Annotated in this window: 12 protein-coding genes; 2 read left to right on the top strand and 10 right to left on the bottom strand. The window is 71.5% G+C overall.

Translation table 11 applies throughout. The features are described 5' to 3' along the window. Positions 1 to 173: 173 nt before the first annotated feature. Positions 174 to 944 carry an alpha/beta fold hydrolase gene (locus AB0I88_RS18395; protein WP_361025309.1) on the bottom strand — a complete coding sequence of 257 codons (771 nt, stop codon included), beginning with the start codon at positions 942 to 944 and terminating at the stop codon, positions 174 to 176. Between the two features lie 138 nt (positions 945 to 1,082). Here AB0I88_RS18395 and AB0I88_RS18390 point away from each other — a divergent pair, with 138 nt between their 5' ends. Continuing rightward, entirely contained in the window at positions 1,083 to 2,039 is a 957-nt protein-coding gene (locus AB0I88_RS18390) for a LysR family transcriptional regulator (RefSeq protein WP_361025306.1), read from the top strand. On the opposite strand, the gene AB0I88_RS18385 is transcribed toward AB0I88_RS18390, so the two are convergent. The 9 genes from AB0I88_RS18385 to AB0I88_RS18345 all read right to left on the bottom strand — a co-directional run bounded on the left by AB0I88_RS18385 (position 2,005) and on the right by AB0I88_RS18345 (position 12,825). Beyond that, positions 2,005 to 3,264 carry an SPFH domain-containing protein gene (locus tag AB0I88_RS18385; RefSeq protein ID WP_361025303.1) on the bottom strand — a complete coding sequence of 420 codons (1,260 nt, stop codon included), beginning with the start codon at positions 3,262 to 3,264 and terminating at the stop codon, positions 2,005 to 2,007. The two genes, AB0I88_RS18390 and AB0I88_RS18385, sit on opposite strands and share 35 nt — an antisense overlap. Positions 3,265 to 3,491: 227 nt before the next feature. After that, entirely contained in the window at positions 3,492 to 5,078 is a 1,587-nt protein-coding gene (locus AB0I88_RS18380; protein ID WP_361025300.1) for an SPFH domain-containing protein, read from the bottom strand. Positions 5,079 to 5,109: 31 nt separating this feature from the next. Further along, positions 5,110 to 6,324 (bottom strand): VWA domain-containing protein, encoded by a 1,215-nt coding sequence (locus AB0I88_RS18375; protein ID WP_361025297.1) that lies wholly within the window; start codon positions 6,322 to 6,324, stop codon positions 5,110 to 5,112. Then, positions 6,311 to 7,141, bottom strand: coding sequence for an SRPBCC family protein (locus AB0I88_RS18370; RefSeq protein WP_361025294.1), 831 nt, complete (start codon positions 7,139 to 7,141; stop codon positions 6,311 to 6,313). The genes AB0I88_RS18375 and AB0I88_RS18370 overlap by 14 nt, the downstream gene beginning before the upstream one ends. Then, positions 7,138 to 7,989, bottom strand: a complete 852-nt coding sequence (locus tag AB0I88_RS18365) for a MoxR family ATPase (RefSeq protein ID WP_361025291.1) — start codon at positions 7,987 to 7,989, stop codon at positions 7,138 to 7,140. Before AB0I88_RS18365 ends, AB0I88_RS18370 begins: the two co-directional genes overlap by 4 nt. Positions 7,990 to 7,993: 4 nt before the next feature. Next, the gene (locus tag AB0I88_RS18360) at positions 7,994 to 8,959 is read right to left on the bottom strand and encodes an XdhC family protein (protein ID WP_361025288.1); all 966 of its coding nucleotides are present in this window, start codon (positions 8,957 to 8,959) and stop codon (positions 7,994 to 7,996) included. 65 nt (positions 8,960 to 9,024) lie between these two features. Further along, on the bottom strand, positions 9,025 to 11,418 hold the full coding sequence (locus AB0I88_RS18355; RefSeq protein ID WP_361025285.1) for an aerobic carbon-monoxide dehydrogenase large subunit: 2,394 nt from the start codon (positions 11,416 to 11,418) through the stop codon (positions 9,025 to 9,027). After that, complete coding sequence (locus tag AB0I88_RS18350) at positions 11,415 to 11,906, bottom strand: (2Fe-2S)-binding protein (protein ID WP_361025282.1); 492 nt, start codon at positions 11,904 to 11,906, stop codon at positions 11,415 to 11,417. The genes AB0I88_RS18355 and AB0I88_RS18350 overlap by 4 nt, the downstream gene beginning before the upstream one ends. Before the next feature lie 4 nt (positions 11,907 to 11,910). Then, positions 11,911 to 12,825 (bottom strand): xanthine dehydrogenase family protein subunit M, encoded by a 915-nt coding sequence (locus AB0I88_RS18345; RefSeq protein ID WP_361025279.1) that lies wholly within the window; start codon positions 12,823 to 12,825, stop codon positions 11,911 to 11,913. An 80-nt stretch (positions 12,826 to 12,905) separates the two neighbouring features. Here AB0I88_RS18345 and AB0I88_RS18340 point away from each other — a divergent pair, with 80 nt between their 5' ends. Next, positions 12,906 to 14,147, top strand: a complete 1,242-nt coding sequence (locus AB0I88_RS18340) for an XdhC family protein (protein ID WP_361025276.1) — start codon at positions 12,906 to 12,908, stop codon at positions 14,145 to 14,147. The last annotated feature ends 227 nt before the right edge of the window (positions 14,148 to 14,374 follow it).

Raw genomic sequence — 14,374 nt, 5'->3', positions numbered from 1 at the left:
CGCCGGTCAAGATCCCGGAAGGCGCGGGGCCACCGATCTCGGCCCGGCGGGCGCGGCACGGGGGTGAGTGGGCAGGTGGATCGCGCCGGACGGACGGAACGGCCCGAACGAGGCGGGACGATGTCACGCGTACCGGAGAGAAGGGGTGAGGCCGGGACGGACGGCCCACCGCCTCAGCCGGAGGTGCCGAGGAAGGCGAGCAGCTCGCCGGTGAAGGCCGGGACGCGGACGGCGCCGAGGTGGTCTCCGTCGATGACGGCGAGGCGGGCGTCCGGGATGGCCTTCGCCAGGATCTCCGGGCGGCCCGCCAGGACGTCGTCGCGGCCCGCCAGGACGAGCGTGGGCACGGTGATGGTGTCCAGCGGGATGGGCTCGCGATGCAGGGCCGCGGCCTGCGCGGCCAGGGCGGTACGGTCGCCGCCCACCGCGTCGACGAAGGAGCGGAAACCGGCGGCGGCCGGGGAGGTGATGGTCGCCGGGTCGCCGGTCTCGAACGCCTCGCGGAAGTCGGCGGCCGGGATGATCCGGGTGTCGACGCCGCCGAGTTCGACGACCGCCGAGCCGACGCCGCCGATGACGAGGCGGCGGACCCGGGCGTCACGGGTGGTCAGGATCAGTGAGACGACGGCGCCCATCGAATAGCCGGCCACGTCGACCGTCTCGACGCCGAGCAGATCGAGCAGGGTGGCGACGTCGGCGGCCATCCGGCTCTCGCCGTAGAAAGACGGGTCGTGCGGTTTGCCGGAGCGGCCGTGACCACGGGCGTCGATCGTGATGACGTGCCGGCCGGCGGCGGTCAGGGCACTCACCACGCCGGGCAGCACCCAGTTGGTGAGGCCGTCGGCGATGAAACCGTGGTGCAGCAGCACGGGTGGCAGCGCCGACTCCTGCTCCCACTGCTGGTAGTAGATCTCCACACCGTCGGTGGCCTGGAACGTTGGCATGGCGGGTCCCCCTGAGTCCGGCGAGCGGACGACAGCGTATGCGCCGGGGCGGGCGCCCGGGATCGGCGAGATCGCCGGTGTGGTCATAGTCTGCGACGCCGGGCGCGTCCCACACGTTGATCGCGATACATTTCGGCGGTGACCCCCACTCAGTTGCGCGCCTACTCCGCCGTGGTCCGGTGCGGCTCGGTGAAGCAGGCAGCCGCCCAGCTAGAGGTCTCCGAGTCGGCGGTGTCGCTGCACATCGGACAGTTGCGAAAGGAACTCGGCGATCAGCTGTTCTCCCGGTCGGCGAACGGGCTGACGTTCACCCCCGGCGGTCTGCGCCTGGCCAGCCGGGCCACCGAGCTTCTCGGCCTGCAGGACATCACGGTGCTGGAGGTGAGCGCCGCCGGGCAGGGCCGGCGGCTGCTGCGGGTGGGCGCCTCCAGCCTGTTCGCCGAGCACGCCGCGCCCGGCCTGATCGAGCTGTTCGCGAACCGGGCCGCCGACCTGGACGTCGAGTTGAGCGTGCGCAACCCGGGGTCGTTCGGGACGGCGCTGATCGAGCGGAGCGTCGACATCGCGATCGGGCCACCGCCGGCCGATCCGGATCCGGCGGTGGTGTGCCGCCCGGTCATGTACTACAAGGTCGTGACGGTGGCCGCCCCGGATCATCCGCTGGCCGGCACCCGGCCGTCACCGCGGCAGCTGCGCGATCAGACGTGGCTTCTCGGGCCGTCGGCGGCCGCCGACCACGGCGCCATCCCCACACTGCTGCGCCGGCTCGGGGTGCCGGACGACCGGCAGCAGATCTTCCAGAGCCACGCGGCCGCCATCGAGGAGGCCAAACGCGGGCACGGGGTGGCGGCGGCGCTGTCGTTCACCGTGGCGCCGGAGGTCCGCAAGGGCCGTCTCGTGCAGTTCTGCGGCCCGCACACCGGGCTGGAGGACGTGTGGCACTCGCTCGCCCTGGCCGACACCGGGGCGCCGTCCGCGGCGGCCGAGCTGGCCCGCTTCGCGTCGACGCCCCGGGCCATTCAGGCGATGATGCGCGGCGCCGGGGTCAACGTGGGACGGTTCAAGCCGTCGATTCACGTGACTCTGTGGAGCTGATGCTCCGCGGCAGCAGCTGGGCGGCGATGAGCGTGGCCAGCGCGCCGTTGTCGCTGCCGCCGTCGGTGCGGATCACCACCGGCTGCGGCGCCCGGCCGGCCAGCTCGGCGCCCACCTCGAGGCGGCGCAGGGCCAGCTCGTACTGCAGGACGGCCCGGTTGTCCCGGTACGCCTGGGCGAGCCGCCGCTGGGCCTTCGCCTCGTTCTCCGCCGCGATCAGTCCGCTGCGGCCCCGGGTCTCGATCTCGAACCGGACCCGCTGGGCGTCGGTCTCCTGCTTCTCCAGCAGCTGGGCGACCTGCTCACGCGCCTTGTTGAGGGCCGCCTTCACCTCGACGATGCGGGCGTCGCGGACCTTCTTGGCGCGTTCGATGTCCATCTGGAGCTGGTCGATGCGGCGTTTCCGGGTGAGACCCCACTCCTGCACGTAGGCGGCGCTCTCCTTGGCGACCCGTTCCCGGGTGGCCAGGTGCTGCTGGTACTGGGTGGGCAACTGCACGTCCGGGATGTTGCAGCCGGTGATGCGTACGCCGTACCGGGACAGCTGCCGGTTGAGCAGTTCCTGCATGTCGGCCACGTCGGAGCCGCGCAGATCGTACGCCCGCTCGGTCTGCACGAGCCGGGCCCGCTGCCGGATGGCGTCCTGGACGGCGCTGGACAGCACCAGGTCGAAGTTGCCGGCGCCGATGGTCCGCACGAACAGGACGGCGTCGGTGATCCGCAGCTTCATGAAGAACTCGATCGACCGCAGCGGCACGTTCTCCCGGGTGGGGCAGGCCATGACCGGCGCGGAATACGGGATCTCGGTGGCCACGTCGACCACGAACGCGACCCGCGACCACGGGTGCCACAGGTAGTGCCGGCCGGGGTCGAGGGTGCCGGCGACCGCGCCGTAACGGGTGAGGACGCCGTGGGTGCCCTGCTCGATCTCGACGATCGACGTGCGCCACCACCACAGCATCCCGGCCAGCAGAAGGACGACCCCGGAGGTGTACGCCAGCGCGGCCAGGATCCCGGAGCCGTCGATGGTGAACATGACCCCGGACAGCACGGCGAGCAGGCCGAGCCAGAGGGCGGCGATCCAGCCGAGCCGGCGCCGGTGCTTCGGGATGACGACCGGCACGAGCGTGCCCGCGTCACCGCCGCGCAGCAGCCGGGCGATGTCGCTCCACGGCGCCACCGCCTCGGCGATGACCGAGCTGCGGCCACCGAAAGACCTGCTCATGCCGCCACCTCCGCTGCGCTCCGGCGTCGCCATGAGTCCACACCTGAGCTCGATGATTCGCTCGCAAGCTCGCTCATGCCGCCACCTCCGCTGCGCTCCGGCGTCGCCATGAGTTCGACCCTGAGCCCGATGATTCGCTCGCAAGCTCGCTCATGCCGCCACCTCCGCTTCGCTCCGGCGTCGCCATGAGTCCACACCTGAGCTCGATGATTCGCTCGCAAGCTCGCTCATTGCTGCTCCTCGATGTCGTCGGCGGCCGGGGCGATCGCCGGGGCCTCGGGGGCGGACGGGGAGGCGGTGGCCGCACGGAGCGCCTCGATCTCCGGCTCGCGTTCGGCGATGCGCCGCGCCACCGCGGTGAGCCGGTCACGCATGACGGCCATGTCGACGTCGGTGAACAGCTCGGTGCCGCGTTCGCCGAGCATCTCCCGGGCGAGTTGCAGCAGGTCGACGCCGGCCGCCCCGTTCGGGTCGCCGGACCCGCCGATGCGGACCAGCCGCGGCAGGTGGGCGGCCACCTCCTCCAGCCGGTCCAGCACCTCGCGCTGGTAGCGGTACTCCAGGATCTCCGGGGCCTCGGCCGTGGTGACGGCACGGATGTCCAGCGCCTGCGCCTCCAGCAGGGCGGCGTTGGCCTTCGCCTCCGACTCGGCCAGCACGTACCGCTGGCGGGCCATCGCCTCGGCCCGGTTGGTCTCCCGCTCCACGGCGGTGTCCATCTGCGCCTGGTACTGGGCGATCTCGGCCTGGATGGCGGACAGCGTCTCGGTGAGGGTGGCGAGCTCCTTGGTCAGGTCGCCCTCGTCCTGCTCCTTGCGCAGCTGCAACGCGTACTCATGGGTGTAGGCGTCCTTGGCGACGCGCACCATCTCCGGCGCGGCGAGGTCCATCCGGTATCTCTGGTCGGACGGCTCGGCGTGCGTGATGTTGGCGTTGGTCAGCTCGACGGCCGGGCGGAACTGCTGGTTCAGCATGTCCAGCAGGCGGCCGGAGTCCTCGCCGACCATGTTGTAGATGTCGGCGGCCGCCTGCTCGTAGATGAGGCTGCGGATGGTCTCGCTGACCGCGTTGCTGAGTTTCTCCTCGAAGCCGCGGACCGCGCCGAGCGTGTAGACGAACTCCACCGGGTCGTTGATGCGGAACTGGATGAACAGGTCGATCGACGCCTTCACCCCACCCTTGGTGGGCGCCTCCCGGACCGGGGCGTTGAACGGGTACTCCCGGGTGGTGTTCACGATGTACGACACCCGCTTCCAAGGGTTGAGCAGGATGATCCGGCCCGGGCCGACGACCTGCTCCAGCTTGCCGAAGCGGGTGATCAGCGCGGCGCAGCCGTCCGGCACCATCACCATGCCCTGCCGCCACCACACGAACCCGACCGCGAACAGCGACAGCACCCAGTAGTGCACGCCGACGAACGGGTTGAGCAGCACGTCTCCGCCGGCGGCGCCGACCACGGCGACACCGAACAGTCCGATCACCAGCAGCGACAGCACCGGCAGCATGGTCACCAGGGAGCGGCCCTTGGGGATCACCATGGGGCAGATGACGTGCACCTGCTCGCCGTCCTGCCGCCGCAGCTCGCTGCGGTTGAGCACCTCGCCGGCCTCGTCGAGCGGGACGGTCCGCTGCTCCATCACGGTGTCGACGCTGCCGCCGAGCTCCTGCGCGGCCGGGAAGTCGGTGGGATCGACACCCATCTCCGGCACCGAACCGGCGAGCCGGCCCACTTCGGCCCGCGCCACCTCCCTCGGGTCGGCTCCCTCGACGATCGCGCCGGCGGCTCTCCGTAAGCTCTGCTGGATCCGTGCCACGGCCTTCCTCCCCCGGTAGAAAACGCTGAGCCTATCGCCGGCCGGCCACTTCCTGTAGATGCAGAACGGCCCGCGTGAGATCGGCGAAGGTGGCGGCCGGCAACAGCCGGTCACAGAACGGCAGCGCGGCGGCCATGCCACCGACGGCGGGAGTCCATCCAGGAGCGCCGGCGCGGGGATTCAACCAGATGATCCGGTACGCGCGCCGCCGCAACCGGGCCATGACGGCGCTCATCCGTTCCGGCGGGTCGCTGTCCCACCCGTCCGACGCCACGATCACCACTCCGCCGCGTACCGACTGGCCGTGGTGGGAGTCGAGGAGCGCACCGATGCCGGCGGCGATCCGGGTGCCGCCGAACCGGTCGCCGACGGCCGCCCCGGCCTGCTCGACCGCCTCGGCCGGCGAGGTGTGCCGCAGCGGCACGGTGAGCCGGGTCAGCCGGGTGGCGAAGGCGAACACCTCGGCGTCGGCGACCGTGGCGAACGCCCGCATGAGCTGGAGACAGCCGGCCGCCTGGGCGCGCATCGACTCGCTGACGTCGCAGAGCATGACGACCCGGCGCGGGCGTGGCACCGGCCGTTCCCGCACCACGCCGACCGCCTCCCATCCGGTACGCCGGGCCCGGGCGATGGTGGGCCGCAACGCCACCCGCCGGCCGGCCGGATGGGCGGCGTACCGGCGGCCGCGCCGGTGCGGCCAGCGCGTGAGGGTGTCCCGCAGCGCCTCGCCGAGCGCCGCCGTCTGAACCGCGTCGAGGTCCTCGAAAGGCTGCCCGGACAGTGCGGCCAGCTCGCTGGGACGCAGGTCGGGCACGAGCGGGCCGCCGTCGGCGGGCGTCTCGTCGGCGGCGACCACCGGCGGCAGGGTGGCCCAGGGCAGGCCGTCGCCGCCGGAGACGGCTTCGTCGCCGGAGCCGGGAACGGCCACGTTGACGGTGTCGTCGCGGCGGGACGGCGGCACGGCGGAGCGGCTCAACGGCAGCGGCGGGCCGTCGTCGAAGACTGCGGCGAAGACCCGGTCGAAGACGGCCAGGTCAGCGTGCCGTCGGACCAGGGCGACCCGGGCCGTCCAGTAGAGGGCGGTGCGGGACACCGGTGGGCTGGCGGCCAGTGCCCGTACCAGGTCGTCGGTCTCGGTGATTCCGGCCGGCAGGCCGGCGCGGCGCAGCCGGGCCGTGAACGCCACGGCGAACGCGGCCCGGTCGGCGCCACGCAGCAGCACCGGGGTGGGGTCAGCCGCGGGCAACGAACCAGATGACGACGGCCGCGACCACGGCCACGCCGACGGCCACCGGTACGAGGCGCTTGTAGACGGAGCCGCCGGCGACCTGGAGCAGGTCGAGCGGCTCAGGCTCCGAAGCGGAAGCAGCGGAAGCGGCCGGGACGGCCAGCCCCGGCTCCGGGGTGCGCAGCGGGGCGACGGGCTCGGGGGTGCCCGCGGCGGTCCGGATACGGCCGGCGGCGGGCTCGACCTCACCGGCGGAGGGGTCCGGTGCGACCGGCGCGGCGGCCGTCTCGTCGATGCGCGGGACGTCGGGGGCGGGGTCGCCCAGGGCCGCCGCGGTGGCGGGGGCGGTCTCGGCCGCCGCGGCGGAGACGGTGTCCGGGCCGGGCTCGCCGGCGGCCAGCTTGGCCTCCAGGTTCGCCACGAACTGGGCGAGCAGCTTCGACGACACCTCCTTGATCATGCCGCTGCCGAACTGGGCCAGCTTGCCGCTGATCTTCAGGTCGGTGTCGACCGACACCTTGGTGCTGTCGTCGCCCTCCGGCGACAGCGACGCGCTGACCACGGCGGCCGCGTTGCCCGCCGACCGCGCGTCGCGGCCCTTGGCGTCGATGACCGCCCGGTACGCGACGTCGTCCTTCTCGGTGAACCGCGCGGTGCCGGAGAAGTCGGAGATCACCGGGCCGACCTTGACCTTCACCTTGCCCTGGTAGACGTCCCCCTCCACCCCGGTGAGCCGGGCGCCCGGCATGCAGGGGGCGATGCCCTCGAGGTCGGTCAGCACCTGCCAGGCACGGTCGATCGGGATCCGCACGACGAACTCGTTGGTGATCTTCATTGAGGGCTCTCCTGAGTTGCGGCCTCGGCGACCAGGATCCGGTCGTCAGGGGTTTTGGCGATGGTGCCGATGGTGCGCAGTACATCCCCCGTGGCGAGTTCGGTGACACCGAGAGCGGACAGCGCGGAGACCCAGTCGATGGTCTCGGCCAGGCCGGGCGCCTTGTCGAGTTCGAGGCCGCGGACCCGGCCGATGAACTCGGCGGCGTCCCGGATCAGCGGCGCGGTGGCGGCCGGAACCGCGCGGCGCACGATCGACGCCGCGCGGTCCGGAGACGGGAACTCGATCCAGTGGTAGAGGCAGCGGCGGCGCAGCGCGTCGTGCAGGTCGCGGCTGCGGTTCGAGGTGAGCACCACGATCGGCGGCCGCAGGGCGGCGAAGGTGCCCAGCTCGGGAATGGTGACCGACGCCTCGCCGAGGAACTCGAACAGCAGCGCCTCGAACTCGTCGTCGGCCCGGTCGATCTCGTCGATCAGCAGCACCGGCGGGGTGGGCCCGTCGTGCCGGACGGCGCGCAGGATCGGCCGTTCCAGGAGGAAGTCGTCGGTGAACAGGGAGGAGTCGTCCGAGGCGTGGCCGAGCCGGATGTGCAGCAGCTGCCGCTGGTAGTTCCACTCGTACAGGGCCTCGCCGGCGGTCAGGCCCTCGTAGCACTGGAGCCGGATGAACGGCGTGTCGAGGGCGCTCGCCAGGGCCTTCGCGGCGGCGGTCTTGCCGACGCCCGGCTCGCCCTCCAGCAGCAGCGGCTTGCCCAGGCGCAACGCCAGGAAGATCGCCATGGCGAGGCCGTCGTCGACCAGGTAGTCGACGGCGTCCAGCCGCCCGATGACATCGTCAGGAGTGTTCAACCGGTCAGGCCTTCGTGTACTTCTTCAGACAGCCGGGGCAGCAGAACCAGAAGTCCTCACCGTCCACGACCCCGTGCGGGGTGTCCGGTCCGATCACGACGGTCATCCCGCAGACCGGGTCGATCGCGGTCCGCGCCGGGGCCTCGGCGACGGGGAGAGTGGCCGGCCCGACGGGCAGGGCCGGGCCGGCCACGAATTCGGGCCCGGCCTTCGCGAACGCCGCCGCTTCGGCGTGCGTCGCTCCGGGCTTCTTGGGCGCGGCGGCGGCCAGGCCACCGATCCGCATCTCGCGCACGATCTCCGCCACCACGGAGAGGGCGATCTCCTTGGGCGTACGGGCGCCGATGTCGATTCCCGCGTGCGCCCGGATCCGGGACCGCTCCTCCGGGCTCAGGCCCATCGCGTCGAGCAGGATCGCCGACCGGGTGTTGCTGGCCACCAGGGCGATCAGCGGGACGCCGGCGTCCAGCGCCTCCCGGACGACGCGTTCCTCGTCGCGGCCCAGTCCGGCCACGACCACCGCGGTGGCCCCTTCGGGCGAGTGGGTCACCTCGAAGTCGAGGAACTCGGCCAGGGCCGTCACCGCGGTGCCGATCGGGCTGCCACCGGCCACCGCGATGAGTGGTTTCGGCAGCACCGGCCGGAGGAAGATCTCGATCGCCCCGCCGGAGTGGCAGGGGTTGACGACGACGAGCGCGCCGGGCGTCTCCGGGAACTCGGCCGAGTCCTCCGGCAGCACCCGCAGCAGGACGGTGTTGCCGTCGCGCAGCGTGTCCATGGCGGCCGCCCGTACCGACGTCTCGGCGCAGACCCCGCCGACGAAGCCCTCGATGGACCCGTCGGCCAGGATCACCGCGTCGTCGCCGGCCCGCGCCGAGGTGGGCTCCTGGGCGCGGACCACGGTGGCGTGCACGAACGGGCGGCGGGCGGCCGTCAGCTCGTGCGCGCGCTCGGCGATGCTCGTCGTCATCACGTACTCCTTCCTTCCGTGTGGCTTTCGGGTGCGATTCGCACCCGAAAGCCACACGATGCTTCTCAGATCGGCGGGGTGGCCTGGCCGCGCATCGCGTCCCACACCCGGCTGGGGGTGAGCGGCATGTCCGCGTGCCGGACACCGAACGGCTTGAGCGCGTCGACGACCGCGTTGACGATCGCCGGCGGCGAGCCGACCGTGGCGGACTCGCCGACGCCCTTGGCGCCGATCGGGTGGTGCGGCGACGGGGTGACCGTGAAGCCGGTCTCCCAGTCGGGCACCTCGAGCGCGGTCGGGATCAGGTAGTCCATCAGCGAGGCGCCGAGGCAGTTGCCGTCCTCGTCGAACGAGATCATCTCCATGAGGGCCATGCCGACGCCGTCGGTGAGGCCGCCGTGCACCTGCCCCTCGATGATCATCGGGTTGATCCGGGTGCCGCAGTCGTCGACCGCGATGAACCGGCGGACCTTGACCTCGGCGGTGCCCGGGTCGATGTCGACGACGCAGATGTACGCCCCGTGCGGGTAGGTCAGGTTCGACGGGTTGTAGCAGATCTGCGCCTCGAGACCGCCCTCGACACCGTCCGGCAGGTCGCCGGCGCCGTGTGCCCGGAACGCCACGTCCTGGATCGTCACCGACTTGCCCGGGTCGCCCTTCACCTGGAAGGCGCCCTTGACCCACTCCAGGTCGGCGACCGACACCTCCAGCATCGCCGACGCGATCAGCTTCGCCTTGTCGCGGACCTTGCGGGCCACCAGGGCGGCGGCCGCCCCGGAGACCGGAGTGGACCGGCTTCCGTAGGTGCCCAGGCCGAACGGCGTGTTGTCGGTGTCACCGTGCAGCACGTCGATGTCGGCCGGCGGAATGCCCAGCTCCTCGGCGATGATCTGCGCGAACGTGGTCTCGTGGCCCTGCCCCTGGGTCTTCACCGACAGCCGGACGACGGCCTTGCCGGTCGGGTGCACCCGCAGCTCGCAGCCGTCGGCCATGCCCAGCCCGAGGATGTCCATGTTCTTGCGCGGGCCGGCGCCGACCGCCTCGGTGAAGAACGCGATGCCGATGCCCATCAGCTCGCCGCGGGCCCGCTTCTCCGCCTGCTCCTTGCGCAGCTCCTCGTAGCCGGCCATCTCCATCGCCAGGCGCATGGTGGGCTCGTAGTTCCCGGAGTCGTACACCCAGCCGGTCTTGGTGGTGTACGGGAACTGCTCGGGCTGGATGAAGTTCTTCAGCCGCAGCTCGGCCGGGTCCATCTGCAGTTCGTAGGCCAGCGTGTCGACGATCCGCTCGACCAGGTAGACGGCCTCGGTGATGCGGAACGAGCAGGCGTACGCCACACCGCCGGGCGCCTTGTTCGTGTAGACCGCGGTCATCTTGCAGTGCGCGGCCTGCAGGTCGTAACTGCCGGTGAAGACGCCGAAGAAACCGGCCGGGTACTTCACCGGGGCGGCCGTGCCGTTGAACGCGCCGTGATCGGCCAGCACGTTGGTGCGGATCGCCAGGATCCTGCCCTCACGGGTGGCCGCGATCTCGGCCCGCATGATGTAGTCGCGGGCGAAACCGGTGCTGATCAGGTTCTCCGAGCGGTCCTCCATCCACTTCACCGGCTTGCCGGTGACGATGGAGCCGACGATGCTCAGCACGTAGCCCGGGTAGATCGGCACCTTGTTGCCGAAGCCGCCGCCGATGTCCGGCGCGATCACCTGGATCTTGTGCTCGGGCAGGCCGGCGACGATCGCGTAGAGGGTGCGGTGCGCGTGCGGGGCCTGGGTGGTCGACCACAGCCGCAGCCTGCCCTCGACCGGGTCGAAGTCGGCGACCGAGCCGCACGTCTCCATCGGCGCGGGGTGCACGCGCGGATAGACGATGTCCTCCTTGACGATCACGTCCGCCGAGGCGAAGACGCGGTTCGTCTCCTCCTCGTCACCGGTCTCCCAGTCGAAGACGTGGTTGTTCGTCTTGCCCTCGAGGTCGGTGCGGATGACCGGGGCGTCCGGGTCGAGCGCCTTGCGGACGTCGACGACCGGTTCCAGCACGTCGTACTCGACGTCGATCAGCTCGAGCGCGTCCCGGGCCTTGTAGCGGTCCTCGGCGACGACGAACGCCACCTCCTGGCCCTGGAAGCGGACCTTGTCGGTGGCGAGCACGGCCTGCACGTCGTTGGAGAGGGTCGGCATCCACGCCAGGCCGAGGCCCTTCAGCGTCTCGCCGGTGACGACCGCCTTCACCCCCGGCGACGCCTCGGCCGCGCTCGTGTCGATGCTGACGATGTTGGCGTGCGCGAACGGCGACCGCAGGATCGCCAGGTGCAGCATTCCGGGCAGCTGCACGTCGTCGACGAACCGGCCGCGGCCACGGAGCAGGCGCGCGTCCTCCTTGCGCAGCATCCGGCCGAAGCCGATCGGGTTCTGGTCGTTGTCCTCGAACTCGGTGAGCTTCTTGTCCTGAAGGTCGGTCATGCCTGCGCCACCTCCTCTTCCTTCGCCTTGGCCTCGTGCACCGCGGCCCAGCGGACCGAGCGGATGATCGACGAGTAACCGGTGCACCGGCAGATCTGGCCGGAGATCGCCTCGCGGATCTCGCCCTCGGTCGGGTCCGGATTCTTGTCCAGCAGCGCCCGGCAGGTCATCAGCATGCCCGGCGTGCAGAATCCGCACTGCAGGCCGTGGCACTGCCGGAAGCCCTCCTGGATCGGGTCCAGCTCGGCGCCGTTCGCGAGGCCCTCGACGGTACGGACCTCGTGGCCGCCCGCCATCGCCGCCAGCACGGTGCACGACTTGACGGGCTCGCCGTCCAGCCACACCACGCAGACGCCACAGTTGCTGGTGTCGCAGCCCCAGTGGGTGCCGGTCAGGCCGAGCACGTCGCGCAGGAAGTGCACGAGCAGCATGCGGCCCTCGATCTCACGGGTGTACTCGGTCCCGTTGACGGTCATCGTGACCTGCATCAGTTCAGCTCCTCGCCCGTTCCACGGCCGTGCGCAGGGTGCGCCGGGTCAGCTCGTCCGCCAGATGGCGCTTGTACTCGGCGCTGCCCCGGGTGTCGGTCACCGGCTCGCAGCTGCGCGCCGCGATCGCACCGGCGATCCGGTACAGATCCTCGCTGGGCTCGTAGCCGCGCAGCGCCGCCGAGATCTCCGGGATGCCGGTGGTGTTCGGGCCGACCGCGGCCAAGCCCACCCGGGCGTCCACGATCCGGCCGGCGTCCAGCCACACCGCGGCGCCCGCCGACACCACGGCCCAGTCACCGGCACGGCGCTCGACCTTGGCGTACGCGCTGCCGACCTTGAAGTTCTTCCGCGGAATCCGGATCTCGGTGAGGATCTCGTCGTCCGCGACCGCCGTCTCGTACGGGCCGACGTGGAACTCCTCCATGGTGACGACCCGCTCGGCGCCGCCCGGACCCCGGATCACGCAGCTCGCGTCCAGGGTCGTGCACACCGCCGACAGGTCCTCGGACGGGTCCGCCTGGCACAGCGAACCGCCCAGCGTGCCGCGGTTGCGGACCACCGGGTCGGCGATCACGCGCTCGGCGTCGGCGAAGATCGGGAAGACTCCCGCCAGCACCTCCGACTCGAGAAGCTCCCGATGCCGGGTCATGGCCCCGATCCGCACCTCGTCGTCGCTGAGCCTGATATAGCCGAGCTCGTCGTGCAGATCGTTGATGTCGATGAGATATTCGAAATTGGCGAGCCGGAGCTTCATCATCGGCAAAAGACTGTGACCACCGGCCACCAGCCGGGCCGAGCTGCCCAGTCGCTCCAACAGTCCAATGGCTTGATCCACGCTTGTGGCACGTTCGTATTCGAACGGAGCCGGCACCTGCACCCTGCACCTCCCGCGAGTCGCGCAGACCCTCGCTTGCATAGAGTCCAATGTCAACAGCTACCTAAGGGATCTCTTAAGTCGTCGTTGACTCCCACGTGTTGATCACGGAAGGTGCTCTGATGCGCGAGATCGTGGACGGGCTGATCGCCTGGCGCGCCGCCGGCATCTCCTTCGCCGTGGCGACAGTGGTGAACACCTGGCGGTCGGCCCCCCGCCAACCCGGTGCCGCGATGGCCGTCAACGAGCACGGCGACGTCCTGGGCAGCGTGTCGGGCGGCTGCGTGGAGGGCGCCGTCTACACCGCCGCCCAAGAGGTCATCCAAACCCGCAAAGGCCAGACCCATACGTACGGGGTGAGCGACGGCGACGCGTTCGAAGTGGGTCTGACCTGCGGCGGAACCATCGAGATCATGATCCAGCCGGAGGTCGCCCTCACCTACCCGCTCTCCGGGCCCACGACATCCTCCGCATCCGCGCCACTCACGCCTTCTTCAGCGGCCACGCCGTCCACCCCCGCCACGCCGTCCACCCCCGCCACGCCGTCCACCCCCGCCACGCCGTCCACCCCCGCCACGCCCTCCACCCCCGCCACGCCGTCCACGCTTTCGTCACCGGCCACGCCCACCTCGCTGGACGCGTTGCTCGCCGACATCGCCGCCGGGCGGCCGGTCGCCACCGTGTCCCTGCCGGACGCCCAGCTCGTGGTCTGGCCGGACCGCACCGCCGGCACCCTGGGCGACCCGGAACTCGACCGGATCGCCGCCGCCCAGGCGCGGGGTCTGCTGGCGCACGGTCGCAGCGCGATCGTGACGGCGTGCGAGCGTGAGGTGTTCGTGCAGTCCTGGGCCTCCCCGGCCCGCATGATCGTCTTCGGGGCGATCGACTTCGCCGCCGCCGTGGCCCGCATCGGCAAGTTCCTCGGCTACCAGGTGACCGTCTGCGACGCTCGGGGAGTCTTCGCCACCCCCGCCCGCTTCCCCGAGGCGGACGAGGTGATCGTCCAGTGGCCGCACCGCTACCTGGAGTCGACCCACGTCGACGAGCGCACGGTCCTGTGTGTCCTCACCCACGACCCGAAGTTCGACATCCCCCTGCTGGAGGTCGCCCTCCGGACCCCGGCCCGCTACATCGGCGCGATGGGCAGCCGCCGCACCTGCGAGGATCGCCTCCACCGCCTCCGCGAAGCGGGCGTCCCCGAAGCGGCCCTGGCCCGCCTGCGCGCCCCGATCGGCCTCGACCTGGGCGCCCGCACCCCGGAGGAGACGGCGGTGGCCATCGCCGCCGAGATCGTCGCCCTCTCCTGGGGCGGCTCCGGCGCCCCGCTCACCGGCCTGACCGCCCCCATCCACGGCCCCGCCTGACCCCGCCGCCCTTACCGGTCACCGGTCCGGGCTCGCGCCCGGCACCGCAGCACGCGGGCCACCGCCACCGGACTGCAATCAGCGGCCGGTCATATCGGCTGGCCGCGAAAGCCGACCCTGCTGGCTATTCAAGGAAGGGTGCGCTCACAGGTCCTTCTCGCCGATCTTCCTCAGATGACGAACGCGACCCGGGACCCGTCGCTGAGCAGTCTGCCCCTGCAGGCGAA

This window comes from Actinoplanes sp. NPDC049802, from assembly GCF_040656595.1.
Lineage (GTDB): Bacteria > Actinomycetota > Actinomycetes > Mycobacteriales > Micromonosporaceae > Actinoplanes.
This window is presented reverse-complemented; position numbering and strand designations above follow the sequence as displayed.

Bases quoted from the DNA above. Each gene is read 5' to 3' on its own strand.
- AB0I88_RS18395 (WP_361025309.1), bottom strand. From the start codon at position 944: ATGCCAACGTTCCAGGCCACCGACGGTGTGGAGATCTACTACCAGCAG.
- AB0I88_RS18385 (WP_361025303.1), bottom strand. From the start codon at position 3,264: ATGAGCAGGTCTTTCGGTGGCCGCAGCTCGGTCATCGCCGAGGCGGTG.
- AB0I88_RS18370 (WP_361025294.1), bottom strand. From the start codon at position 7,141: ATGAAGATCACCAACGAGTTCGTCGTGCGGATCCCGATCGACCGTGCC.
- AB0I88_RS18360 (WP_361025288.1), bottom strand. From the start codon at position 8,959: ATGACGACGAGCATCGCCGAGCGCGCGCACGAGCTGACGGCCGCCCGC.
- AB0I88_RS18355 (WP_361025285.1), bottom strand. From the start codon at position 11,418: ATGACCGACCTTCAGGACAAGAAGCTCACCGAGTTCGAGGACAACGAC.
- AB0I88_RS18350 (WP_361025282.1), bottom strand. From the start codon at position 11,906: ATGCAGGTCACGATGACCGTCAACGGGACCGAGTACACCCGTGAGATC.
- AB0I88_RS18345 (WP_361025279.1), bottom strand. From the start codon at position 12,825: ATGCAAGCGAGGGTCTGCGCGACTCGCGGGAGGTGCAGGGTGCAGGTG.
- AB0I88_RS18340 (WP_361025276.1), top strand. From the start codon at position 12,906: ATGCGCGAGATCGTGGACGGGCTGATCGCCTGGCGCGCCGCCGGCATC.